Raw genomic sequence first — 24,160 nt, 5'->3', positions numbered from 1 at the left:
CCCTATCAGTGGGTCACCGAGCCGCCGTCGACCACCACAGTCTGGCCGCTCATGAAATCGCTGTCGGCGCTGGCCAGAAACAGCAGCGCGCCGACCAGGTCTTCCGGTACCGCCTCGCGCTTGATGCAGCGGCTGGCGATGTTGTTGCGCACGATGTCGCCGGCCCAGGCGGCGTTGGCCTGGACGTTGGCGCTCATGGTCAGGCCGGGGGCCAGGCAGTTGCAGCGGATGCCGGCGTCGCCGACTTCGCGCGCTATCGAGCGTGTCAGGGCAATCACCGCGCCCTTCGACGCGACATACGCCGCCATCATCGGCGCGCCTTTGAAAGCCGTTGCCGAGGCAATATTGACGATCTTGCCGTAGCCCTGACGGCGCATCACCGGCATTACCGCCTTCGCGCACTCGAAGGAACCGCGCACGTTGACTGCCATGATCCGGTCCCATTCCGCCGAGCTGGTCTGCTCGAAAGGTTTGAGTTCCAGGGTGGCGAACAACGCCGCGTTGTTGATCAGCACGTGCACACCGCTGAACTGCGCCACGGCTTCCTCGACCATGGCTTGCACCGCGGCACCGTCGGTCACGTCGCAAGCGATTGCCAGGGCCGTACCGCCCTTGTTGCGGATCGCGGCAGCGGTTTCGTCAGGCGCCTTCAAATCGCAGAGCACCACCTTCGCGCCCTCGGCCGCCAGCGCCTTGGCGTAGGTGGCGCCGATACCTTGGGCCGCGCCGGTGACGATAGCGACCTTGCCGGTCAATCTGTTCATTGCCATCTCCTTCACTTGAAGTTGCCTTGGGTTTCCGGAATCACCACGCTGCCGATCAGGTAGATCACCGACAGGCCGGCGGCGAAAATCGCCAGTACCATGGGGATCTGCGCGGGGCTGCTGCTGAACAGGGACACAAAGGTCGGCATGGTTCCACCGAGGGCGAAACCGATGTTCCAGGACAATCCTGTGCCGCTGGCGCGCAGCTCGGTGCTGAAGCGTTCGTTGAGGAAGATCAGGATCGGCGCGATGATCGCCCCGCCCATGAAGGCGATGCCCACGCAATACAGCGCAGTGCGGGTCAGCGAACCCGGCTCGGCGACACCGAGGAACATCATCGGCAAGCTCACCAGGTTAATCACACCCAGTAGCATGAAGGTCTTCTTGCGACCGATCAGGTCACTCAGGTAACCGAAGGCCAGTGCTCCGACAATGGTTGCCACCGACCCGTACATGAGCATCTGCGAAGTTTGCGTATGGGGCACTTTGGCGACCACGTTGAGCAAGGTCGGCAGATAACCGCAGGCCAGGTAATACGTTGCTCCGCCGCCGAATGTAATCAGCAGATTGACCAGCATCACGCTGCGGTACTCGCGACCAAACAGACGCTTGAGCGGCGACACGACCACTACCGCCGGCCCCTTGGTCTTGCGCGCTTGTTGCAGTTGCTGCCAGACCGGGGTTTCTTCCAGATAGCGGAACATCACCAGCCCGAAAAACGTGCTGAGCAGCCCGCAGAAGAACATGAAGCGCCAGCCCCAGACGTCAAATTCATCCCCGGGGAAAATTTCCGACAACACCAGGTAAGTGAACGACGCCAACAGCGCGCCCATGCCGGCACCGGCACCACCGATCAACCCGGACATCAGGCCGCGATAGCGCGGCGAGATGGATTCGGTGCCGATGGTGTGAGTGGAGGCCACGATGCCGCCAACGAAAATGCCCTGAATCACCCGCAATAGCAGAAACAGTATCGGGGCCAATATGCCGGCCTGATGAATGGTCGGCAGCGCGCCAAACAGTGCCGTGGAAATACCGACGCCGACCATCGACACCATCAACGCTCGCTTGCGGCCGTGCTTGTCGGCATACGCGCCGAAGATTGCCGAACCCAGGGGGCGCACCAGCAGGGCCACGGCGAATGAGGCGTATACCGCGGCCAGCGACAGTGTCGGGGTGTCCGAGGGGAAAAACATGCGGCCGATGATCGGCGCCACGTAGAGCAGAATGAACAGGTCAAACAAATCCAGCGCCCAGCCGAATGTCGAGGCAAATGCCGCCAGTAAGGCCTTGCCCGGTGGAATCTGCGGTGTATCGATAGCGGCGCTGGTTGGCGATGCAGTTGTTGTTGTTGTTGTTGTCGTGGTCATGGTTGCCTCACGCAAGACGTGTCTTGAGTTGGTTGGAACTATCGGAAACAGGCCGCTGAACACCAACGGCCGCCGGGTTCAATCGTGCGTCTGGAGCACGCGTTGCCAGTCTTGCGGCGCCGCGTGCGCTAGCTTGTCGAGTTCGACTTCCTGTTGGCCCGGCACCTGGATTCGTTTGAAGCGCATGGTCGGTGCCGACAGCGGCACCGTGGCGTCATAGCCCATCTTCGAGCCGACACCGTCACGGGTGGACGGGTCGAGTTTCGAGCCCTGGGATTCGTGGATCAGCACCAGGTCGCGGTCGGCCTGGAAACGGGTGGCAATCGCCCACTCGACTTCGGTGGGGTCATGAATGTCCACATCCAGATCCACCACGGTGACATGCTTGATGTCGTAGTGACCGCCCAGCGCGCCGAGGATGACGTTCTTGCCCTCGCCTTCGGAGCGTTTGTCGATCTGCACATAAAGGTGATAACGACACACTCCGCCCTTGCTCAGGTGCACGTCACGCACGCACGGAAAACTGCGGCGCAAGTGCGCGAGCATGGTCGCTTCGCGCGGGATGCCGCCGAGCAGCAAGTGTTCCAGGCCGCCGCCGACGATGGTGTGAAAGATCGGGTTGTGACGATGGGTTACGGCGTCGACTTCGATCACATGTCGCTCGGCGCGTTCGCCGTAGTACTGCGGAAACTCGCCGAACGGCCCTTCCATCTCCCGCGCCTTGGCCAGCAACCGGCCCTCGATGACGATCTCGGCGTCGGCAGGCACGCGAATCTGATGGGTCACGCAGCGCGTTACCGCCAGCGGACGGCCATGCAGAGCGCCGGCGATTTCCAGTTCGTCGTGATCGATCGGCACGATGGCCTGGGACGCCAGCAAGGTCAGCGGATCAGCACCAATTACCACCGCCACGTCCAGATCCTCACCCAGCGCCTCGACTTCCTGAAAGAAGGCCAGCGCATGGCGTGGCAGCAGCAATGCACCCAGTCGATTTGGGCTGCTCACCTGCAAGCGGTGAATCGAAACGTTCTGCACCCCGGTGCGGGGGTTGCGGGTAATCAGCAGGCCAGCGGTGATGTAAGGGCCGCTGTCGTACTCGTTGTGGGTGGGAATTGGTAGCAGTTTGTTCAGGTCGATCTCGCGATGCACCACTTGCTGACAAGCTGCATCGCTGACTTCCCGCCACGGCAGCGGATTGAGGCTGGCCGCCTCGAAACGCGCCAACACTTCAGCGGACTCCACGCCCATCGCCTCGGCCATCCACTGCCGGTCGGACAGCAGGCCGGAAACCACCGCAATCGAGTGGCCGCCAGGCTGGGGAAACAGTGAAGCGCTCTTGCCGTCCAGACGATTAGCAATCGCTGCAACGCCGAAACGCAGGTCCACGCCGGGACGTATCATTGCCAAACGCTGCTGGCGCTGCAAATGGTCGAGCCAGCCACGCAGGCTGGCGCCTGCTGGCAAGTCCCCGGCCATGTCGGCTTCGGGGGTGGAAAGGGTCACAGGCTGCATGGCCTTACCTCGTCATTATTGTTTTGGTGGCATGCCCGGTCACCCGGCGGCGGGTTAAAGAACGGCTGATAGAAGTCCTTGAGCAACAAGGTGGCGATGCCCATGGTTAGCGCGGCCATGGTGCCGAACAGCGCCCCGGCCAGTCCTGCAACGGCGATCCCGGCCATCCATTCGTGCATGTGCCCGAAAAATTGCGCAAAGGCCTGCAACGATGGAATCACCGCCGGGAATTCCTTGCCTCCGGAGGTGAAGTTTTTCGCGCTTTGTGTAGAGCGTCGAACCCAGAAACTGATCAACGCCAAGACCACCCTGTAGGCGGCCACGATGGTTAATACCAGCCAGCTAGAAGCCATAAGTGGAACTCCGATTTTTATATTTATTGGACGGATTTCGGTGCAGCCGATCTCACCCTACGAGCCCCGCAACGGGTTTTCTATTAACGAATATTGATGCGCCCTATCAGTTTCAGTGAAGGGGCGGCAGGCCCTGCTCCATAGGGAGGCACGCCGTTGCCGACATGCTCCCGGGCCTGCTCGCCGGTACGCATTTACTCGCCGGTGAACACTGCCGGACGCTTGCTGTGAAACGCTTCGACGCCTTCCTTGAAGTCCTTGGAGCTGCGCAGGCGGCTGTAGCAGTGACCTTCCATTTCGATCGCGACGGTCAGCGGCGCATCTTCGTTGTCGTTGATCAGTTTTTTCGCCGTGCGCTGAGCCAGCGGCGAGAAGCGCCGCAGTTCATCAGCCAGCGCATCGACGGTGTTTTCCAGTTCGGTATCTGGCACGACCTCGGTAGCAATACCCCAGGCATAGGCCTGGTCGCCCGTAATGCGCTTGGCGCGCATCACCATGTGTTTGGTGCGGGTGATGCCGATGATTTTCTGCAGGCGTGCGGAGCCTCCCGAGCCTGGGATCTGACCCAGGTTCTGCTCCGGCAAGGCGTAGCGCGTGGTTTGCGAAGCAACGCGGAAATCGCAGGCCAGGGACAATTCAAAACCGACGCCGAAGGTGTAACCACGGTTGGCGACGATTACCGGTTTTTCGCAACGTGCCGGTGCCGCAACGTTCCAGGCCAGCTTCGAAACGTGCTCCGGCGAAGCTTCAAGGAAACCCTTGATGTCGCCACCGCTGGAGAAGTGTTCACCCACCGAGCGCAGCACGATGACGCGCACATCTTTGTGTGCATCGAGGGCTTCGAAGACCAGGCGCAGTTGATCGCGCTGCCCCATGGAAATGACGTTCAACGGCGCCCGGTTGAGGATGATGTCAGCGCGCTCGCGGGACACATCGACTTCAACCTGGAAGCCATCGAACTGAGTGTCGAGAAATTGCTGGATCGCTTGTTGTTGCATTGGAGTGTCCTCTGGATGATTAGCTGATGGCCTTCAAGGCCTGTTCCTGAAATTGGGCCAGCAGCACGCGCCGCAGCACCTTGCCAACTGGAGATTTGGGAATCTGATCGATGAACTGGTAACGCCGTGGCCGCTTGAATTTGGCCAGGCCCGAAGCGATGCAATGAGCATCGAGGTCGCATTCCGACACCTCGGCGCGCAGCTTGATAAACGCTGCAATGATCTTGCCCCACTGCTCGTCAGGCAGACCGACCACCACCACTTCTTCCACTGCCGGGTGCAGAGAGAGCATGTTTTCGATTTCCGCCGGGCTGACGTTTTCGCCGCCGGTGATGATCAAGTCATCGACACGACCCGTGACGAACAGATCGCCTTCCAGATCGAAGTAGCCGATGTCACCGGTGAAATACCATCCGTCACGCAACGCCTTGGCGTTCGCCTCAGGGCGGTTCAGGTAGCCTTCGAACGCCTCGTCACTCGCCAGGTCGGCGATGATCTGGCCCTCCTCCAATGGGTTGGCCTGCACGTCCACCGTTTCAGCATCGATCGGTACCACGCGCACGCGCTGGTTCATTGCACTGCGCCCTGAGGAGCCGGGTTTGCGACTGGCCTGCTGGTCGATGGTGAAGGTGTAGATTTCCGAGCTGCCGTAATGGTTGACGAACAACTGCGGCTGGAACGCCTGCTCGACGCGACGCATCAAGCCGTCGCTCATCGGCGCGCCGGCAAAGCCGATTTTCTCCACACTGGCTACTCGCTCGCGGGCGAAGGCCGGGTGCTCGATGAGCATGTGGTAGAGCGTCGGTACGAGGTACAGGTTGCTGACCTTTTCCCGCTCGATGGCCTGCAGCGTGGCTTCCACGTCGAACTTCGGCACACAGACGAAATGCCCGTCGATCAGCGCCATGGACAGCAACGAACGCACGCCCATGGTGTGGTAAAGCGGCATGACACCCAGCGTGCACTCGCTCTGGCGGTAGAGGTTTTGCGCTACGTGGGCCACCGCCGCGGCGCGTTCACTACGGTGCCGACGGGGCACGCCCTTGGGCTTGCTGGTGGTTCCGGAGGTGTACAGCAGCAGTGAAAAGTCTTCGGCGTCGGCCTGCAAAATGATGTCGGAGGGGGTCTGCGAACACAGCTCCTCGAAACTCAGGTCGGTGTCGGCGGCACGGATACCGGCGGCGATCCGTGGCAGCCTGGTGGCGGCGCTGCAACCGGCCACCGCGGCCACGGTCGCGTCGTCGTAAGCCAGTGCGCGGATTTGCGCATCTTCGATGCAGTAGCCCAGTTCATCGGCAGTCGAACGCCAGTTCAACGGGGTCATGACCACGCCCGCAAACTGACAGGCCCAATGCAGGGTCGCCATCTGCCAGCGGTTCTGCATCGCTACCAGCAGTCGGTCACCCCGTTGCAGCCCAAGGCGTTGCAAGCCCCGCGCTGCGCTCTGGATATCGACGAACCAGTCTTCATAGGTTTTCTTCAACGCACCGTCACTGACCGCCACGGCGTGCGGTCGGCGTTCAACGGCAGCGAGAAAACTGCGTCCGAGATCGAACATTATTGTTATACCCCTTTGTTCGTTTGGCGCTGGGCAGCGACTTCGAGCACGGCCTGGACGATGCCGGTGTAGCCCGTGCAGCGACATAGATGCCCCGAAAGCATGTCGCGTACCTGGGTCTCGTCCGGGTTGGGTACCCGTTCGAGGAAATCCACGCAGGACATGAGAATGCCCGCAGTGCAAAAGCCGCACTGCAAGGCGTGATGACGGCGAAAGGCTTGTTGCAGGTCGCTCAGTGTGTCGTCGTCGGCCAGGGACTCGACGGTCTCGATACGCCGCTCGTGCCCCTGTACCGCGAGCATCAGGCAGGAACGCATGGCGACCCCGTCCACCAGCACCGTGCAGGCGCCGCAGACACCGTGTTCGCAACCGACATGGACGCCGGTGGCACCGAGGTCGTGGCGCAGGAAGTCGCAGAGTTGGGTCCGCGGTTCGGCCAGCGCTTCGCGGGAGCGGCCATTGAGTTCCAGGCGAATCGGAAAGGTTTGGTCGGCAGTTACACGCATGTTCAGACTCCTTCGATCATCTGATGACCCAGCTCGCGAACCAGTTGGCGGCGATAGGCGGCGCTGGCGTGCACGTCGTCTTGTGCATCGAGCGACCAGGCGGTTTGATTGAGCGCGTCAGGCAGCGCCGCACCCCGTGGCAGGCTGCGACGTTGCGGACGGTCGGCGACCCCGCCGATGCCGAGTTCGACCTGGTCCGTCCCGATGGCCGCGGCCAGGGAGACAATTGCAAAGTCGCCGTGGCGCATGGCGATTTCGCGGAAGCGATAGGTGATGCCTTCGCGCTTGAGCGGAAAACGCACCTCGACGACCAGCTCATCCGCACGCTTGTCGGTGGTGAGAATGCCTTGGAAGAAGTCGGCGGCCTTGACGATGCGCTTGCCTTTTTTGGACTCGAGAACGATCTCGCCGCCCAGTGTCACCAGGCACAGCGGCAACTCGGCGCTGGGGTCGGCGTGAGCCACCGAACCGCAGACCGTACCGCGATTACGCGTCTGGAAGTGGCCGATCCAGGGCATCGCCAGTGCCAATAAAGGCACCTCGTCCATCAGGGTCGAACGCGCCAGCAACTGCGCCTGTCGCACCCCGGCACCTACCGCCAGGCAATCCTTGCGCAGCTCGATATAGGCCAGCTCGGCCACATGATTGATATCGATCAGCAACTTGGGTTGAGCCAGGCGCATGTTCAGCACCGCCATCAGCGATTGGCCACCGGCGATGATGCGAGCCTCCTGGCCATACTCGGCGAGCAACTCAACCACCTGACGACGGGTTTCAGCCCGAACGTAATCGAAAGCAGCCGGTTTCATTGCGCACCCCCCTTGCCAAACAGCGCGCCAAGCGAGGCGCGCAGTCGCGCCCACCAGCCGGTGGAGATGGCTTGGCCGCTGACCCGTTGCGACAGGCGAGTAAAGATTTGTCCGATGATCACTTTCGAGGCCCCTTGCAACATTCGGCCGCCGACCGCGGCGACTTTGCCGCTGACCGCCACCTGGTATTGGTATTCCAGACGCGTGTGGCCATTTTCCAGTTCGACGAAACGCACTTTGGCCTGGCCCTGGGCCGAACCCATCGAGCTGCTGCCGGAACCGGACAGACGCAACGAATGCGGTGGGTCCAGATCACTCAGGGCCACCTTGGCCTCGAAGCGCGCACGGATCATGCCGACGCCGACGGTGACGTCTGCGCGGTATCGGTTCTCGCCTTCAAGCACGAGGTCGTGGCAACCGGGAATGATCGCCGCCAGCGTCTGCGGGTCGAGCAAGGTATCGAAGACCTGTTGCGGCGAAGCAGGAATCACCACCGAGTCGTTGGCCCGCAACGCGGGTCCACCGGCAGGTGCTGCGTCCAGGTCTTCGTCGGGCTCCATACCGGCGGGCCGAGGGGGCTCGTCGATCCCGATGAGCGTGCGTACTTTCGATGGTGTCAGTGGCAGACGGATGTCCGAGCGACCGAGGGCGTCGGCCACCGCGTTGGCGATGCACACCGGCGTGCTCATGTTGTTGCCCTCGCCCACACCCTTGGCGCCCAGCGGGGTGAAGGGCGATGGCGTTTCCATGTGCAGGATCACCGGTTCGATCACTTCCGGTGCGGTTGGCACCAGATAATCGGCGAAGGTCCCGGAGAGGAAGCTGCCGTCCTCACCGTAGGCGAATTCTTCCATCAGCGCCGCGCCGAGGCCTTGGGTGAAGCCACCACGAATCTGGCCGTCGACCAGCGCGGGGTTGAGCAGGCGGCCGGCGTCATGGCAGGTGACGTAGCGATCGATGTGGATCTCGCCGGTCATGCGGTCGATTTCCAGACCACAGATGTCGAAGACAAAGCCGTAGCACAGCGAGCTATTGACCTGGTCCTGGTCGTCCGGGGCCACCAATTGCGGCGGGCTCCAGAACGCGGTTTCGCGCAGACCGCCACTTTCACCTTCCGGTAGCAGGCCCGGCGACCAGTGGGTCGCACCGGCAATCCTATGGAATGGCGCCACCGCCCCGCCATTGACCACAAAAATCTTGCCGCCGGCGAAACGAATATCTTCGGGACTGGCCTGCAATTGCTCGCCGGCAATCACGGCGAGGCGATCGCGGATCTTCAGCGCGGCCTTATAGACGGCACCGGCCACAGCGCCGGCGAAACGGCTGGAATAGTTGCCCGAGGCAATCGACCAAGCGTCCTTCTGAGTATCCAGCTCGACGTTGACCACGATGGATTCCAATGCAACCCCAAGCACTTCGGCGACGACCTGAGCGACGGTGGTTTGATGGCCCTGCCCTTGCGGTGCCGAGGACACATGCACACTGACGTCACCCAACGGGCCGACGTTGATGGTTGCGGTGGCGACAGCGCCGTTTTTCGGACCGGCCTTGCGCCGCTCTTCGGGTGTCATCGCGGTGGTGATGTAACCCATGTTGGAAATCGAGGGTTCAATGACGGCGGCATAGCCAATGCCATAGATTCGACCTTCGGCCCGCGCCTGATCACGACGTTTGAGCAACTCGTCGAGTCCACCGTCAGCCGCCGCCAAGGCAATGCCAGCTTGGTAGTTGCCGGAATCGAGCAACGCACCGGCGGCCGCGCGATATGGGAAGGCATCGGCCGGCACCAGGTTGCGGCGGATCACGTCCAACGGATCAAGCTTCAACTGCACGGCGATATGTTGCAGCAGCCGCTCCAGGGCGAAATATACCTGCGGGCCACCGAAACCACGGTTCAGGCCGGAAGGGGTTTTGTTGGTCAGCACCACGCGGTTGCGCACTTGCAGATTGCGGATCGCATAGGCACCCGTCAGGTTGCCGTGCATGCGGTAGAAAGTCGCCGGTTCAGGCGCTCTAAGGTAGGCACCACAATCGTCGATCTGGTCATAACGCAAAGCGGTGATGCGCCCGTCTGCTTCTACCGCCGCTTCAATTTCGGTCACCCGATTGGTCGCCGAAGAAGCCCCCTGAAGATGTTCCAGACGGTCCTCGACCCACTTCACCGGTGCGCCGACCTTGCGTGACGCCAGCCCCATCATCACCACGTAAGGGAAAACCCCTTGCTTGATGCCAAAGCTGCCACCGGAATCTTTCGGTGTGCGCAAACGCAAGCGGTTGCCAGGCACATTCAGAGCCCGGGCCATGACCGTGTGTAATGCATAGGGGCCCTGGAAATTGGCCAGCACGTCATAAATGCCGGTGGCGCGCTCGTACTGAGCCAACACCACATAGCATTCAATGGGTGTGCAGGAACTGCGCGGAAACTTCACTTTGAGCGAGACCTTGTGCGGCGCCTGCTCGAAGGCCTGCTCCGGCTCGCCATAACGAAAGCGTCGTTCGTTGACCACGTTGCTGCCGACGGCTTCGTGCAGGATAGGCGCCTGTTCGGCGGTGGCCCGTTCTGGATCGATGATCGGGGGCAGCGGCTCGTATTCAACGCGCACACCTTCGATGGCGTCTTCGGCCAGATAGCGGCTCTCGGCGATCACCACGGCCACCGGCTCTCCAACGTAGCGCACTTTGTCGACGGCGACGCACCAGTGCTCCATCGGCTGACGTACACCCACCGGAAATGGCAGCGCCCAGCGTTTGACGTCTTCGCCGACCAGCACGCCGTGCACGCCTTTCATCAGCAGCGCACTGGAAAAGTCCACCGAGGTGATCCGCGCATGAGCGTGGGGTGAACGGATGATCGCCGCATGGAGCGTCCCCGGCGGGATCGCAGCGTCATCGGCATAGCAGCCGAGACCGCGCAACAATGCGGCGTCCTCGACACGGGCCTGACGGGCGCCGATGTGGCCGGTCTGATTTTCGGTAGCAGGTTGGAAACTAGTCATTTTTTCGCGGCTCTTGTTGTTATGCAGCGCGATAGCGTTAGAGCCGAGTGTGTGAGAAAGGCGCAGGGAGCGCCTTGCCTGGGGAGAGGGAGTTCTGCGTTGGAGTCTGACAATTTGCCTTAGCGTCTGATTTACAGGACTGGGACCCGACAGAATGGCCGCTCAGGGAAGGGACGCGGGATGGCTCAGGAACGCTTCGATTTCTGCGTAGGGCATTGGTTTGGCAAAGTAATACCCCTGAAAAATATCGCAGCGACTGCCCTTCAGGAAATCCACCTGAGACGCCGTTTCCACGCCTTCGGCGACCACCGTCAGGCTGAGGTGATGGGCCATGGAAATAATGCCTTGGGTGATCGCGGCATCGTGATTATCGGTGGTGATTTCCTGGATGAACGAGCGGTCAATCTTGATCTTGTCGATGGGCAAACGCTTGAGGTAGCTGAGGCTGGAAAAACCGGTGCCGAAATCATCAAGCGCAATGCGCACCCCCAACATCTTGAGCCGGTGCAAGGTTTCAATTGCCTGTTCAGCGTTATGCAACAGAAGCGACTCGGTGATCTCCAGCTCCAACTGCTCACCACTGAGACCATGTTTCTCCAGGGTGGCCTGGACACACTGGACGAAATTGCCACGCTGAAAATGCATCGGCGAAATATTCACCGCCATCGAGATGCCGGTGATGCCCTGCTCGCCTAACTGACGCAGCTGCGCGCAGGCCGTATCGAGTACCCAAAGGCTCAGCGGGATAATCTGACCACTGTCCTCTGCCACCGGTACAAACACCGCTGGCGAGATAAATCCTTTTTCGGGATGCTCCCAGCGCAGCAACGCTTCGATCCCGACCACCTGTAACGTTCGCGCGTCTATCTGCGGTTGATAATGCAACTTGAACGACTGGGTTTCGATTGCCTTCTGCAGGTCATTGCGCAGGCTCGCGTGCTCGCAAACACGCTGATTGAGATCGCTGGTGTACCACTGAAAATTGTTGCGCCCTTGCTGCTTGGCTTTGTACATGGCCATGTCAGCCTGCTGGATCAGCTGCATCGGCTGCTCGATGTGACCATCGCTCAGGGGGATGCCGACACTTGCACTTACGTGCAGGTCAATGCCCTGGATGCAGTAGGGTCTGGCAATGCTGGCCATCAATCGCTCCGTCACCGGAACGACGTCTTCATCACGAAGCAGGTCCGGCAGCAGAACGATAAATTCGTCACCGCCCATGCGCACGATGGTGTCACCGGGACGAACCTGCTGGGTCATACGCTGCGCCACCTCAATCAGCACCTGATCGCCGAAGTAGTGTCCGATCGAATCGTTGATGGATTTGAATCCATCCAGATCAATGCAAATCACCGCCAGACGACGCTTACGCCGACGACTGATGTGACAATCCAGCATAAGCCGGTCTTCAAGAGAGACACGGTTAAGCAAACCGGTCAGCCGATCATGGCAGGCGTTGAAGCTCAACTGGCGCTCGTAGTGCTTCTGCTCGCTGATGTCCCTGGCAACTCCGAATACCCCGACGATCTCGCCATTGACCATGATCGGCAGGTTGGAAATGTCCATGGTCAACAGCTTGTCGCTCACGTCGCGAACCCGTGCCTCGAAGCGCTGGGGCTCTCCGGTGCTGGCTGCAGAGAAATGCCGACTGACCCGTTGCAGGTCTTCTTCGACCACCAGATTGGCAAAGTGATGACCGATGAAGTCGGTTGCGGTAAGCGGCTTGAGCTTCAGGCCCGCTGGATTCACACTCTGGATGTTGCCGGCCAGATCGAGGGCGAACACCGGGTTTGGGTTATAGGTGAACAAAGAACGAAAACGTTGTTCGCTTTCCTCCAGACGTTGGCCGTCACGTTCATGGCGGATCGCAATGGCTGCCAGTTGGGCCGCGCAGGCCAGTCGCTGAATCTGCGCCTCGTCCGGCGCATGGGCGCGGTTCTGGTACAGGGCAAATGTACCCAACACGCATCCTTGATGGGAGAGCAAAGGCACCGACCAGCAGGAACGCAGGTTATGCCCCAGCGCCAGGCCGCGAAAACGCTCCCAGCTTGGGTCCCGGGGGATGTCTTCGGTGACCACCAGCTCGCGACGGAACGCTGCGGTGCCGCAGGTTCCTTCCTGTGGACCAATGGCCATTCCATGAATGAAATCTCGTGCGGCGGGTATTCATGGTGGTTCCTGAGGACTGCCGAGACCATCGATCTTCAAAGAGTCTGAAAAAGTGGCCGGCCGGGCACAATCCGCTCGCACTCCGGTCGCGCACTTTATAAAGCACCGACCTAGCCACAAAAAAGGCTCAGATCCACCATAAGAAACCGTATCAGATTGCTCCCATTCGGCCGGCTTCGCTGTCCTCAAGTCGCGGCAAAATTTCTCGGCCAACTTCTTCCACCACCTGAGCGGCATCGCGTTCGCCGTACTTGAAATTCAAAACCACATGGTTGACACCGGCCGCACTGAGTCCTTCGAGAAACTGCAGGATCACATTGCACCCGGCGCGCAATATCAAGTGAATTGGGCTCGGTGAATGGTCGGGATGTTCGGCCATTTCGATGTAAAGCGACTGCACGAAAGGCTTGAACACACCCGGTGCATAAGCTGTTACCGCTGCCTGCCAGCGTGCGACCATTTCCGCCTGCAATTGAAGACCGCGTGGGTAAGTGATCCAGCCATCGGAATTACGCGCAATCCCCATCGGCTGACCGCTGTCTCGGTCACCAGCGTCGGCAGGTGACTGGCGGGCTTGGGTATCTCACACCGAACATTTCGCCGTAAGGGGATTGCAGGAACTCCACGGCCCGGTCCCCCAATTCCACGACCAACACCAGGCGGCCACCGGACAGGCAATACACTGAGGCCGAAGCCTTGGCCGTGGGCAGCGGGTGGCGCAAGGTGAGTATGGAAGGGCCGCGTGGGATCTACTCTGCTGGTATTGATCCACTTACGGCATTAGGTATTGAGGCATGGTTGGCTGACGAGTGCAGGCGTGACGTAAAACTGTAGATCCAAGCCGAACGATAGCGACTTCGCGCCCCTAAGCCTGCTCGCCGACGTCAGCTGCACACGAAACCTGCTCAATTAATGACCAGCACATTGCAAGCCCTGTATTCCGCAGTGCCTGGGTCATTATCCACAGATATACCCACGCCCTTTGTGGATAGCTTTGACGCCTATACGCGCACTCCTAAGAAAAGCAGAGGCACTCTGCGGCCTGCGCAGCTCCCAATGGCTATTCGATCCTGGTATCTCCAAGAAGACTACCTCTACGCGGGAAGGCTCCGTCGGCCTGACGAGTACAAACCGATGGGTACCCTGTCGATGGCTTGTAAGAGAAGAGCACCTTAGATACTGAAAGCACCAAGAAAGGGCGACAACGTCGTCCTAAAAAACGTGCTAGAGAGCGCCAAAGCTGGCTTCAGCTCTACACGGAAACAATGAGGATTCCACCGAAAGCCAGACGATTTGTGGGAGTAAAACCGATAGAAAATAAAAAGGGGTCGCGAAATAAAATCTCGCAACCCCTTGAATTATATGGTCGGGACGGAGTGATTCGAACACTCGACCCCTAGCACCCCATCTCCTTTTTCATACTTCTTGAAAGACTCCAAAATTTTACTTTGGATTTTTCTAAGCTAGTATTTACTTGAGCTCCAGCGGTGTTCTGCTCTACGAGAGTCCAGGAACGTCCATCAAGAGCCGGCGTTTTTGTGGGGGTAAAAGTAGGGGGAACCTATTTTATGGTTAAAATCACCATCAAAGAACTCGAGTCGCTGACCGTTGAAGATGCCGGCCGAATACTCAGGGAGGATGGCAATCTGGCCGGTCGAATCTCAGTGCGCAAGAACGGCGTGTCGGTCAGCTTTTTCTATCGCTATCGGTGGGGCGACCAAAACAAAGAGTACTCCTGCGGGTCCTGGCCGCGCAAATCCCTGACGGACATCCGCAAGGCCCGCAACCAGGCCCGTGCGCTCATCGATGAGCAGATCAATCCCAACGAGCACAAGAAGACCGCCAAGGCACAGGCGCATGCCGCTGCTAACGTTGAGGCCGAACAGGAGAGGACGCGCAAGGTGCAAATACTGACCGTCCAGGATCTGGCCAAGGCCTGGCTGTTGGATGGCGTGGCGCGTAAAGACGGAAATGCCGAGTTGCAACGACGCTTTAACAAGGACCTTTTTCCGGCACTCGGCAAGACAGCGGTGAACAATGTTTCCGAACACGATGTTCGGGCGCTGATCCGGGCCGTGGTCAACCGCGGCGCTCACCGGCAAGCCATCAGCTTCTTCGCCGACCTCACCCAGATGTTCAGCTGGGCTAGAAAGCGCCAACCCTGGCGGGCCTTATTGATCGAGGGTGATCCAACTGAGCTGGTCGACATCTCCCCCCTGATCCCGGCCGACTACGAGGCCGAAAGAAGCAGGATCCTTTCGTCGGCTGAGCTGTTGGAACTGCACAACCGCTTCCAGCAAATGACCGCCGACTACAACGCCCTCCCCGCGGGTCAAAAGTACGACGGCATTCGGCCGCTAAAGAAGGAAACCCAACTTGCGCTCTGGATCAGCTTGGGCACCCTGTGCCGGATCGGCGAGTTGCTGCAGGCCGAATGGAAAAATATCGATCTGGACCGGCAGACCTGGTTTCTCCCCAGCGAAAACGTCAAAGGCACTCGCGGCAAAAAGCAGGACCACCATGTCTTCCTCTCCCCCTTCGCCCTGCATTTCTTTCAAGAACTCAAGACCCTGACGGGAGACTCACAATGGTGTTTTCCGAACAAGCAGGATGATGGGCATGTGGACGTGAAAGTGGTGAGTAAACAGGTCGGTGATCGCCAGGCCCGGTTCAAAAACCGCAAGGCCCTCTCAAGAAGGCGTCACGACGACACGCTGGTCCTCGCCGACGGCCAAAACGGCGACTGGACGCCGCATGATCTGCGCCGCACGGGCGCGACCATGATGCAGGCTTTGGGGGTCAGCCTGGACGTCATCGATCGCTGCCAAAACCATGTGTTGGCCGGCTCTCGGGTGAGACGCCACTACCTGCATCACGATTATGCCGAAGAAAAGAAGCGCGCCTGGAACCTATTGGGTGATCGCCTCAGTGCAGTGCTGTCCTCAACCTATGAGCACACACCGACTGAGTCGATGATGTCTTTTCCAGACTACGCCGCCAATGGATCCCAGACGCCCTCAATCGGATAATCAAAGTGGGTTTCCCGAAGATTCCAACTAAAAACGGACGGAGGAATGCTCAGGGTCTTCAACCATCCTAGGAAAAAAACGAGCCGGGTTGATGGACAGAGATCGACTGCCCCGTAATTTTCTCCAGAAACTGTTCTGGAAGAATGCGCTCAACTGCTGAGAGAAACGTCTCGATCAGTGACCTGAAATGATCAAGCTCCCCTTCCTGTATCTGCCGCCATAGGCTTGGACGATAGCGAACCAGAATGGACAACGCATAGAGCAACACCAAACATGTCGCTCGATACTCATTTATCGTTCCAAAGAGAGGCAGCATTAGCGCATGTCTTTTAAATGGACTGTGATGTAGCTGAAGTGCATCCCACCAAATACTCGACTCCGGATGATCAATTGCCACACGGAAATGACTTGCTGATGACCTAGACGAAACTTGGATGATCTCGCGAATTGCCCCAGGAAAAGCAGCAATATCATCCATAGTCATTCGCCCAGACTCATCTATCAAAAGAGCGTAGGTCGTCGTCGCACGGTGGTGTCGACCATTACTTTCTTGATCGTAAGCAGGAGTAACCCAAGAAGGTTTACCTTCAAATATGTCCTCAAAAAGATCCGCAACCTCAGGTATCCGAGAAAACAGCTGCTCCATCGTAAGCCAGCTTTCAACGGGCAGTGCTTTCAGTGCATCCAGACCGTCTGGTTTCCGTTTGGCAGCGACAAGTGAGTTTGCAGTCATCGATTTAACCCAACTTGGGAAAAAACCCGAGACGAGCGCGCCAATGGCCAGACTCTCAAATCGGTCATCTAAACCATCATGGGTGTAAAGGCCATGCCCTTTTTTGGTTGTTGCCTCCAACTCTGAAAGGGTTTGAGGACCACCTGGTGAAGCAAGCATCTCGGCAAATGCGAACGACATTGTGCCGTAATACAGATTGAGTACACGTTGACTGACATTTCTTCGATCAATGGCACTGAAATAATCGGTGGCATTTCGGAGCGCGAAAGCAACGCCCTCTCCCTTTGACACAATGGTCGACGGCTCAAGACTTAGGCTTTCAAGTTGAGCGCGACGGTCGACCATCTTTCGAGCAAAAGTTGCACTTTTTAACTGAGCAAGCCTCGCCCAGACTGCTTCTATCGGAGTCTCTGAAAGCAGCACTCGCCGCGGTGCTTGCAACTCTTCAAGGCTCGTCTCTTCTGCTTGCGTTGTCGTAGGAGCAAACTTTCCAGTGCTGCTTTCACGGTTCCATTCGATGAGAAAGGGTTGAAAATCGTCAATCGGCTTCACGGGAATGGATACCCCTATAGCGAATGACTCAACCATGTACGGCTGTCCGTTAAAAAAGATAACGGACACCTCTCCAGCCAGTTGCTTGTATACATTGTTGCTCGTCGCTGACGAATAGAGTACTGCGGCCGAACGCTCCGCCCCGCCTCTAGACGCCTTTACGACCACATACTCTCCTGCGGCAACCTCACGGACTATGGACGCTTCCCAGCCATGTCCGACTAGCTTATCAAGCATATTTCTTTTCACTGCGTCCCGCAGAATATCTAAGCGCGCCTTCCATCCGCTGTCTTGCATATGCCTTCTCCTTGCTCTGTCTCTCTACCAAACACTATCGCAGCTTCATTCATAGCATTGATCGATCGAATCCACAGCCAATAGCGGCCATACACGCTCCGTTACTGAATAATTGGTTTTCGTAAAAAGCGGGTGGCAGAAGCCGACGCGACATTACGCTCCGGCTACTTCCATTACCGCCATTTCACTTTTTGATGGATACAATCGTGGCTCGGCCACCCTCTAACCGGAATGAAAACGACACTCGGTCTCCGGCCGTCAGCCCTGTCAGCTGATCTTCCGTTACGGAAAAAGCCATGGTCATAGCAGGCCACTGCACGGCTGGCACGGCGCCATGAGCGATAGTCACTGTCTGCTTCTCGGAGTTAATTGACTTGATCGTGCCCTCCGCTTTGGCTATCGGAGCCTGCTTTACGTCCTGCTTCATCTCCATGCCCTCCATACCGTCCATTTTCATGCCCGGCACGTCCTCTGCCAGGGCAGAAAGAGACAGCGCAAATACGGTGCTTGCAACTGCAATCAGGGTCAGTTTCATAGGACGTTTCCTTGAGAGTTAATGGGTTCAACTGAGAGGTGCCGGCGACGCATCAGGCGATAGGCTGCCGGAATGACAAACAGCGACAGCAAGGGTGCGGTGATCATGCCGCCCACCATGGGCGCGGCGATGCGACTCATCACCTCGCTGCCGGTGCCGCTGCCCAACAGGATGGGTAACAGGCCGGCAATGATCACGGCCACGGTCATGGCCTTGGGTCGAACGCGCTGCACGGCCCCTTCACGAATGGCCGCAATCAGCCCACGCTCAGTGTTGTCACCGAGGTCTTCACGTTCGGCCCAGGCGTTTTTCAGGTAGAGCAGCATGATCACGCCAAATTCGGCAGAAACACCGGCCAAGGCGATAAAGCCGACCCCGGTGGCGACCGACAGGTTGAACCCCAACAGATAGAGGAACCATGCCCCGCCAGTCAGGGCGAATGGCAGAGTGGCCATGATCAGCAGGGCCTCGTCGAAGCGGGCAAACGTCAGGTAAAGCAATACGAAGATGATCAACAGCGTGGCAGGCACCACCAGTTTGAGTCGTGCGTTGGCCCTTTCGAGAAATTCGAACTGTCCTGAGTAACTCAGGCTCATGCCGGGCTGAAACTTGACCTGCTCGCTGACGACCCGGCGTAGATCGGCGACTACCGAGGCAATGTCCCGGCCACGCACGTCGATGTATACCCAACCAGAGGGCCGTGCATTCTCGCTCTTGAGCATCGGCGGGCCGTCGCTGACCTTGACCTTCGCCACTGTGCCGAGGGTGATCTGGCTCCCTAGCGGGGTGTAGATCGGCAATTGCTCCAGGGCGCCGAGCGAGTCACGCCACTCCCGAGGGTAACGTACGTTGATCGGGAAACGTGCGAGCCCTTCAATGGTCTCCCCGACGCTCTCACCGCCGATAGCACCGGCCACGATGGATTGCACATCGGCGATGTTCAGCCCGTAACGAGCGGCTGCCTTACGATCGATATCCACATCGATATAGCGACCTCCCGTCAGACGCTCGGCCAGCGCCGAACTGACGCCGGGCACATCCTTGGCCACCCGCTCGACCGCCTGGGTAGCGGCATCAATCTCGGTCAGGTTGGTGCCGGCAACTTTCACCCCAATAGGACTCTTGATCCCCGTGGCCAGCATGTCGATTCGGTTGCGAATCGGTGGTATCCAGATATTGGTCAGCCCAGGAACTCGCACCACTCGATCCAGCTCTTCCACCAGTTTTTCCTGAGTCATACCTGGGCGCCATTGCTCCTGTGGCTTGAACTGGATGGTGGTTTCGAACATCTCCAACGGCGCCGGGTCGGTGGCAGTTTCAGCACGACCGGCTTTACCAAAGACATGTTCGACCTCCGGCACGGTCTTGATCAGGCGGTCGGTCTGTTGCAGCAGTTGCGCCGCTTTCTGCGCCGACAATCCCGGCAGAGCCGAAGGCATATAGAGCAGGTCGCCCTCGTCCAAAGGCGGAAGAAACTCGCCACCCAAGCGCGACATTGGCCATAGTGCGCTGATAAAAACCAGCAACGCGACCAGCAGCGTGATCTTCGGTCGTCGCAAGACTGCATCCAGAGCCGGCTGGTAGATCCGGATTAGCCAGCGGTTCAACGGGTTCTGTTGTTCACTGGGAATTCGTCCCCGAATCCAGTAGCCCATCAACACCGGCACCAAGGTCACTGACAATCCCGCCGCTGCGGCCATGGCGTAGGTCTTGGTGAAAGCCAGCGGGCCGAATAGCCGCCCCTCTTGGGCTTGCAGGGTGAACACCGGAATGAACGACAGGGTAATGATCAACAAACAGAAGAACAGTGCTGGTCCAACTTCAGCCGCCGCTTCGGTCATCACGTGCCAATGACGTTCACCCTTCAGTTCCTCCCCCGGATTGGCCACGTGCCAAGCCTCAACCTTCTTGTGCGCGTTTTCAATCATCACCACGGCAGCGTCGACCATGGCACCGATGGCGATGGCAATTCCGCCCAGGGACATGATGTTGGCGTTGATCCCTTGATAACGCATCACGATGAAGGCGATCAGCACCCCCACCGGCAGGGAGATGATTGCCACCAGAGATGAACGCAGGTGCCAGAGGAAGATGCCACACACCAACGCGACGACGATGAACTCTTCGAGCAGTTTGTGGCTGAGATTTTCCACCGCGCGGTCGATTAGTTTGCTGCGGTCGTAGGTGGTGACGATTTCCACCCCCGCCGGCAAGCTGCTTTTCAACTCGTCGAGTTTGGTCTTGACCGCCGCAATGGTTTCGCGAGCGTTCTTGCCGCTGCGCAGAATTACCACACCGCCAACCGTCTCGCCTTCGCCGTCGAGTTCGGTGATGCCACGCCGCATTTCCGGACCCAACTGGATCGTGGCGACATCGCCAAGGGTCACAGGCACACCACCCGATCCCAGCTTGAGTGGGATCGCCCGAAAATCATTGAGCGTTTTCAAGTAGCCGGAAGCACGCACAATGAACTCGGTCTCTGCCATCTCCAGGACGGCGCCACCGGTTTCCTGATTGGCCTTGCCGATCGCTTCGGTCACCTCAGCCTGAGTGATACCGAGGCTGGCCAGTTTGAGGGGATCAATCTGGACCTGGTACTGCTTGACCATGCCGCCCACGGTGGCCACTTCCGCAACGTTGGGCAGGGTCTTGAGTTCGAACTTGAGGAACCAGTCCTGAAGTGCGCGTAGCTGCGCCAGATCGTGTCCTCCACTGCGATCCACCAGTGCGTACTGATAGATCCAGCCCACTCCCGTTGCATCCGGCCCCAACGCCGGTTTGGCGCTGGCCGGCAAGCGACTTTGTATTTGGCTCAGGTACTCCAACACCCGCGAGCGGGCCCAATACAAGTCAGTACCGTCTTCGAACAGCACATAAACAAAGCTGTCACCAAAGAAGGAGTAGCCGCGCACGGTCTTGGCGCCAGGCACCGAAAGCATGGTGGTGGCCAACGGATAGGTCACCTGGTTCTCGACGATCTGCGGTGCCTGTCCCGGATACGGGGTTCGGATGATCACCTGAACATCGGAGAGATCCGGCAGCGCATCGATGGGCGTGCTCTGCACCGACCAGATGCCCCACGCCGTGACAAACAGTGTCGCCAGTAGCACCAGGAATCGGTTGGCTACTGACCAACGAATCAGGGCAGCAATCATAGCTGGCCCCCTGATTTCTCTAGACGCTCAACACGCAAGCCATCGTCGGTTTGACTCACTGCAATCCGGACCTTGTCGCCCGTTTTGAGGCCCTGCATCAGCGCCGGATTGGCGAGCGGGAACGTCATCGTCATGCCAGGCATGCCCAGCGTTTTGAAGGGGCCATGGGCGAGTGTGACTTCTTTGTCGTTGATCTCAACGATCTGCCCATCCGCCTCATGAAAACTGGAGGCTGTCGCGTTGATTGGTGACTGTTCCTCTGAGTTTGCAACGATGCCCTTAAGACTGGCCTCCGAGTCGAGCAGGAACTGGCCAGAGGAAACCACCTTCAGGCCCTCTTCCAGACCTTTCAAGATCGCCGTCTTGCCATCGTTTTCCTGCCCAATCAACACTTCAACAGGACGATAGCGGCCAGCGTCTTCAGCGAGCATCACCAGGGCACGTCGACCGGTGCGAATGACGGCCTCGCTCGGCACCCACAACACACTTTGCTCCGTTGAACGATTGAGGCTCACTCGTGCGGTCATACCCGGCCTGAGACGGCCTTCTGGGTTAGGTAACTCGACGCGTACGCGAAGGGTGCGGCTATCCGGATTGGTTTCCGGAAGAATCGCGCCGACGACGCCCTTGAGCACAACCCCAGGGAACGCGGGCAAACGCGCCTCTGCCGCTTGCCCCATGAGGATTGATCCAGATTCAGTCTCCGGAACGGCCAGGGCCAGCCAGACGCTACTCAAACCATTAACGCGTGCCAGTGTCTCGCCGGCGGCCACCGTCATACCCTCGCGCACATTGAGCTCTTGCAGCACACCACTAATAGGGCTGGTGAGGGTCAGGTTTGGTTGGACTTTGCCACTGCGCTCTACTTGAGCAATTAATGCCGCCGGCATCCCGGTGAGCCGCAAGCGCTGGCGAGCCGCTGCCAGCAAGCCCGCATCGCCACTGCGCTTGAGTGCGAGAAACTCCTCCTGAGCCGCAGCCCACTCAGGTACAAGGATATCCGCCATGGCGGCATTGGCTTTGATCACGTCGCCAGGAGCATGGGCATACACGCGCTCGACGAAACCCGCCGTACGGGCTTGAATGACGGCGACGTCCCGCTCGTTGAAAGCCAACACACCGACAACGTCCAGACTCGAAGCAAACACACCTCGACTGACGGTAGCCAGTCGCACACCGAGATTCTGAGTCAGGCTTGGATCAATGCGAACGGCTGCGCTGTCCCCTTTGATGTCGGCGTACTGAGGGACCAACTGCATGTCCATGAAGGGCGACTTACCCGGCTTATCGAACTTTTGCTGCGGGGACATAGGGTCGTACCAATACAGCACTTTGCGTTCGTCCAGAGAGGGGAGGCTCTGCTCCGGGGCTGCCCCAGGTACTTCGCTCATGCCCTGCTGAGCGAACCAGTAACCACCGGCAACACCCAATACCAGCGAGAGGCCTACCAGCAATGCCCCGTTCCACTTTCTAAGGTTCATTGGCTGGACTCCCCGTAAGCAAAATACAGACGCGCACTGGTCAGCGCTCGCTGCTCTTCCACGTCAATCTGTTTGAGGCGGGCTTCGATGAGCTCGCGCCGAGCGGCCACGACGGAGCTCAAATCGCCTTTGCCGGCGCGGTAGCTGGCCATGCTGAGCTCGACCTTCTCCTTGGCCAAGGGCAGCAAACTGTCCTGGGTTCGATGGACGGCACGATTCAAGCGTTCATAGTCGGCCAGCTCGTCCTCCAGTTGCTGGGTGTGCTCGCGTGACAGGGCTTCACGCTCAGCCTCAAGCTGGTTGAGTTCAGCGTGCTTGGCCGCAATTTTGGGGTTTTGCCGAGAGTCAGGAAACAGTGGTAGATCCCAGGAAAATTGCACGCTGACCATGTCGCCGAACTGTCGGCCGCGATTCTGATAGTCGACTTCCCAGCTCCAATCCGACTGTTTTTCCGCTTCGGCTTCACGGACCTTGGCTTGCGCTTCGCGGGTCATTGGCGCAAAAGCAGCCAATTCTGGGTGGTGTTGCAGCTTATGAGAGTAGTCAGAGGCTTCGACAGGCCATTCAGGCAAGCTGCCCACAGGTTTGTCATTGGCGGCTGGTCCAATCCAGCGCTTCAGGGCCGCTCGGGCCTGTGCTCTCTGACGAATCAGATCGTCCTGCTGCTCTTCCAGTTGTGCCGCTTCCTGTTTGGGCGTTACTGCATCAGCAGGTTGAGCGCGGCCGCCGGCAATTTGTGCCCGGACGGTATCGGCCAGCAGACGGTTTTCTTTGTAGAAGTCCTGAAACAGCGCGTCTTTACGCTCAACCGAGTAGCTGTTGATCCAGGCCAACGCCGTGGCCTGACGAACCTTTAGACGTTCGACCCGGCGCTCAGCCGCGGCGCGGTCAATGGCCGCATCAGCGACCTCGATTCGGGCTTTGCGCTTGGCGCTGTTGGGCATCTCCTGACTGACTCCGACCATTCGCATAGTCATGAAGTCCTGGTCGATGCTCCAGCGATCCGGCCCCCCAATGGGGTAGTTCTGTACGCCTAGCAGCAACTTGGGATCGGGTAGTTCACCAGCGGGGATGGCCGTACTACTGGCAGCCTGAATTTTCGCGTCTTGTGCAGTCAGCGACGGCGCATTGTTTTCAGCCAGCTGCAAAGCTTCATCGAGTGTCAATGCGGCAGCGAGACTCGGCAATGCCAGTACGCTTGCCGCCAGGCCGGCCACGAGGGACCACCCTGTGCAATAGCACTTGGAGTTCATGTTCACGATTCCTGTGATGATCCACTGCGCGCTTCATCAGAGATGCACGCAGATATGCCATCCCGCTAACGCGGAATGAGGCTCAGTGTG

16 protein-coding genes and 1 pseudogene are annotated in these 24,160 nt (G+C 59.0%); 1 reads left to right on the top strand and 16 read right to left on the bottom strand.

All coding sequences use genetic code 11. The features are described from left to right. Positions 1-5 precede the first annotated feature (5 nt). The 11 genes and pseudogenes from HBO19_RS15900 to HBO19_RS15850 all read right to left on the bottom strand — a co-directional run bounded on the left by HBO19_RS15900 (position 6) and on the right by HBO19_RS15850 (position 13,561). Positions 6-764: a glucose 1-dehydrogenase gene (locus HBO19_RS15900; protein WP_017737792.1), complete on the bottom strand. Its 759-nt coding sequence runs from the start codon at positions 762-764 to the stop codon at positions 6-8. Positions 765-775: 11 nt separating this feature from the next. After that, the gene (locus HBO19_RS15895) at positions 776-2,134 is read right to left on the bottom strand and encodes an MFS transporter (RefSeq protein WP_133077499.1); all 1,359 of its coding nucleotides are present in this window, start codon (positions 2,132-2,134) and stop codon (positions 776-778) included. A 78-nt stretch (positions 2,135-2,212) separates the two neighbouring features. Then, positions 2,213-3,646 (bottom strand): UbiD family decarboxylase, encoded by a 1,434-nt coding sequence (locus tag HBO19_RS15890; protein WP_017737794.1) that lies wholly within the window; start codon positions 3,644-3,646, stop codon positions 2,213-2,215. Beyond that, the gene (locus HBO19_RS28525) at positions 3,634-3,999 is read right to left on the bottom strand and encodes a hypothetical protein (protein WP_017737795.1); all 366 of its coding nucleotides are present in this window, start codon (positions 3,997-3,999) and stop codon (positions 3,634-3,636) included. The genes HBO19_RS15890 and HBO19_RS28525 overlap by 13 nt, the downstream gene beginning before the upstream one ends. A 194-nt stretch (positions 4,000-4,193) precedes the next feature. Further along, positions 4,194-4,997: an enoyl-CoA hydratase/isomerase family protein gene (locus HBO19_RS15880; RefSeq protein WP_052229556.1), complete on the bottom strand. Its 804-nt coding sequence runs from the start codon at positions 4,995-4,997 to the stop codon at positions 4,194-4,196. A gap of 19 nt (positions 4,998-5,016) precedes the next feature. Further along, the gene (locus tag HBO19_RS15875) at positions 5,017-6,555 is read right to left on the bottom strand and encodes an AMP-binding protein (protein WP_034113328.1); all 1,539 of its coding nucleotides are present in this window, start codon (positions 6,553-6,555) and stop codon (positions 5,017-5,019) included. Between the two features lie 5 nt (positions 6,556-6,560). Continuing rightward, positions 6,561-7,061: a (2Fe-2S)-binding protein gene (locus HBO19_RS15870; protein ID WP_008060977.1), complete on the bottom strand. Its 501-nt coding sequence runs from the start codon at positions 7,059-7,061 to the stop codon at positions 6,561-6,563. Between the two features lie 2 nt (positions 7,062-7,063). Further along, the gene (locus HBO19_RS15865; RefSeq protein WP_017737798.1) at positions 7,064-7,870 is read right to left on the bottom strand and encodes an FAD binding domain-containing protein; all 807 of its coding nucleotides are present in this window, start codon (positions 7,868-7,870) and stop codon (positions 7,064-7,066) included. Then, positions 7,867-10,866: a molybdopterin cofactor-binding domain-containing protein gene (locus HBO19_RS15860; protein ID WP_017737799.1), complete on the bottom strand. Its 3,000-nt coding sequence runs from the start codon at positions 10,864-10,866 to the stop codon at positions 7,867-7,869. Before HBO19_RS15860 ends, HBO19_RS15865 begins: the two co-directional genes overlap by 4 nt. Before the next feature lie 162 nt (positions 10,867-11,028). Further along, positions 11,029-13,011: pseudogene (locus tag HBO19_RS15855) on the bottom strand (EAL domain-containing protein); the annotation flags it as partial. A 175-nt stretch (positions 13,012-13,186) separates the two neighbouring features. Next, positions 13,187-13,561 (bottom strand): hypothetical protein, encoded by a 375-nt coding sequence (locus HBO19_RS15850; RefSeq protein ID WP_050558324.1) that lies wholly within the window; start codon positions 13,559-13,561, stop codon positions 13,187-13,189. Positions 13,562-14,603: 1,042 nt separating this feature from the next. On the opposite strand from HBO19_RS15850, the gene HBO19_RS15845 reads away from it, so the two are divergent. After that, the gene (locus tag HBO19_RS15845; RefSeq protein ID WP_048377702.1) at positions 14,604-16,064 is read left to right on the top strand and encodes a site-specific integrase; all 1,461 of its coding nucleotides are present in this window, start codon (positions 14,604-14,606) and stop codon (positions 16,062-16,064) included. Positions 16,065-16,131: 67 nt separating this feature from the next. Here HBO19_RS15845 and HBO19_RS15840 read toward each other — a convergent pair whose 3' ends face one another. The 5 genes from HBO19_RS15840 to HBO19_RS15820 all read right to left on the bottom strand — a co-directional run bounded on the left by HBO19_RS15840 (position 16,132) and on the right by HBO19_RS15820 (position 24,070). After that, on the bottom strand, positions 16,132-17,646 hold the full coding sequence (locus tag HBO19_RS15840) for a hypothetical protein (RefSeq protein WP_170057825.1): 1,515 nt from the start codon (positions 17,644-17,646) through the stop codon (positions 16,132-16,134). Positions 17,647-17,830: 184 nt separating this feature from the next. Beyond that, positions 17,831-18,181 carry a copper-binding protein gene (locus HBO19_RS15835; RefSeq protein ID WP_048377695.1) on the bottom strand — a complete coding sequence of 117 codons (351 nt, stop codon included), beginning with the start codon at positions 18,179-18,181 and terminating at the stop codon, positions 17,831-17,833. Continuing rightward, on the bottom strand, positions 18,178-21,336 hold the full coding sequence (locus tag HBO19_RS15830; RefSeq protein ID WP_170057824.1) for an efflux RND transporter permease subunit: 3,159 nt from the start codon (positions 21,334-21,336) through the stop codon (positions 18,178-18,180). Before HBO19_RS15830 ends, HBO19_RS15835 begins: the two co-directional genes overlap by 4 nt. Further along, positions 21,333-22,817: an efflux RND transporter periplasmic adaptor subunit gene (locus tag HBO19_RS15825; protein WP_170057823.1), complete on the bottom strand. Its 1,485-nt coding sequence runs from the start codon at positions 22,815-22,817 to the stop codon at positions 21,333-21,335. The genes HBO19_RS15830 and HBO19_RS15825 overlap by 4 nt, the downstream gene beginning before the upstream one ends. Continuing rightward, entirely contained in the window at positions 22,814-24,070 is a 1,257-nt protein-coding gene (locus tag HBO19_RS15820; RefSeq protein WP_170057822.1) for a TolC family protein, read from the bottom strand. Before HBO19_RS15820 ends, HBO19_RS15825 begins: the two co-directional genes overlap by 4 nt. Positions 24,071-24,160: the final 90 nt, after the last annotated feature.

This window comes from Pseudomonas sp. WS 5021 (genome assembly GCF_012985535.1).
Classification (GTDB): domain Bacteria; phylum Pseudomonadota; class Gammaproteobacteria; order Pseudomonadales; family Pseudomonadaceae; genus Aquipseudomonas.
Note: the sequence above shows the minus strand (reverse complement) of the source record. Positions and strands in the feature narration are given on the sequence as shown.

Coding starts and splice junctions, on each gene's coding strand:
- HBO19_RS15900 (WP_017737792.1), bottom strand. CDS start 764: ATGAACAGATTGACCGGCAAGGTCGCTATCGTCACCGGCGCGGCCCAA.
- HBO19_RS15895 (WP_133077499.1), bottom strand. CDS start 2,134: ATGACCACGACAACAACAACAACAACAACTGCATCGCCAACCAGCGCC.
- HBO19_RS15890 (WP_017737794.1), bottom strand. CDS start 3,646: ATGCAGCCTGTGACCCTTTCCACCCCCGAAGCCGACATGGCCGGGGAC.
- HBO19_RS28525 (WP_017737795.1), bottom strand. CDS start 3,999: ATGGCTTCTAGCTGGCTGGTATTAACCATCGTGGCCGCCTACAGGGTG.
- HBO19_RS15880 (WP_052229556.1), bottom strand. CDS start 4,997: ATGCAACAACAAGCGATCCAGCAATTTCTCGACACTCAGTTCGATGGC.
- HBO19_RS15875 (WP_034113328.1), bottom strand. CDS start 6,555: ATGTTCGATCTCGGACGCAGTTTTCTCGCTGCCGTTGAACGCCGACCG.
- HBO19_RS15870 (WP_008060977.1), bottom strand. CDS start 7,061: ATGCGTGTAACTGCCGACCAAACCTTTCCGATTCGCCTGGAACTCAAT.
- HBO19_RS15865 (WP_017737798.1), bottom strand. CDS start 7,870: ATGAAACCGGCTGCTTTCGATTACGTTCGGGCTGAAACCCGTCGTCAG.
- HBO19_RS15860 (WP_017737799.1), bottom strand. CDS start 10,866: ATGACTAGTTTCCAACCTGCTACCGAAAATCAGACCGGCCACATCGGC.
- HBO19_RS15850 (WP_050558324.1), bottom strand. CDS start 13,561: ATGGGGATTGCGCGTAATTCCGATGGCTGGATCACTTACCCACGCGGT.
- HBO19_RS15845 (WP_048377702.1), top strand. CDS start 14,604: ATGGTTAAAATCACCATCAAAGAACTCGAGTCGCTGACCGTTGAAGAT.
- HBO19_RS15840 (WP_170057825.1), bottom strand. CDS start 17,646: ATGCAAGACAGCGGATGGAAGGCGCGCTTAGATATTCTGCGGGACGCA.
- HBO19_RS15835 (WP_048377695.1), bottom strand. CDS start 18,181: ATGAAACTGACCCTGATTGCAGTTGCAAGCACCGTATTTGCGCTGTCT.
- HBO19_RS15830 (WP_170057824.1), bottom strand. CDS start 21,336: ATGATTGCTGCCCTGATTCGTTGGTCAGTAGCCAACCGATTCCTGGTG.
- HBO19_RS15825 (WP_170057823.1), bottom strand. CDS start 22,817: ATGAACCTTAGAAAGTGGAACGGGGCATTGCTGGTAGGCCTCTCGCTG.
- HBO19_RS15820 (WP_170057822.1), bottom strand. CDS start 24,070: ATGAACTCCAAGTGCTATTGCACAGGGTGGTCCCTCGTGGCCGGCCTG.